Here is a 663-nt window from a genome sequence, read left to right on the forward strand (position 1 = left end):
GGTATACGCAATACGGTGAAGCCAATTCTGGAATCGTGCGTATGGTGCGGCGCGATATGGAGTCTGCCTATCAAGCAGGTCGCAACGATGCACGCGTCGAGGCCGAAACGTGCTCTGATGAACAGTGGATCGCGGAGCACGGCACACGTCTCGCCCGGCTCCTGAACATCGATGGCTACGATTTGGCTGATCGCGATGCGCAGATTGCGGATTTGCTGAAGCGGTCAGCACTGATTCCCATGCACGGTCGAATCGACGCGAAGGCCACGGTTCTGGGCATTATGCGATACGTAACGCGTAACTGGAACATGGAATTCGAGCACTACATGGGCACTCCCATGTATGCCCTGCTCTCGGTTCGTGAGTTTGATGAGCTGAAGAAGATTCTAGACGAACAACACAACATTATCCTCGGGGCCCAGCTCAACGACGGCATTTCGCTTCGGGACTTCATTGCCACGTTTCAGGCGCGGCTCGATGGGAATTCGGCATCCATCATCCGGACCGTGAAGCTGGCAGGTGATGAGGCGGAACGCGTAAAGGACGGAGCCGTTAAGGACCACAGTATGTCCTGCGATCTCTCGAAAGCTGGAATCGATCCGCGCAGTGTGTACGATGTGGGTGTCAACGCGATCCGCCAGTACCAGCCGGACGCTGTTGTGC

The 663-nt window shown here is 56.3% G+C and carries 1 protein-coding gene; it reads left to right on the forward strand.

Features of this window, described 5'->3' with window-relative positions; translation table 11 throughout:
* A partial coding sequence (locus AC1RPG_RS07920; RefSeq protein ID WP_481762456.1) for a hypothetical protein occupies positions 1–663 on the forward strand: 663 nt, incomplete at both ends.

The organism is Dellaglioa sp. CoH-57-MRSF-18, from assembly GCF_056781995.1.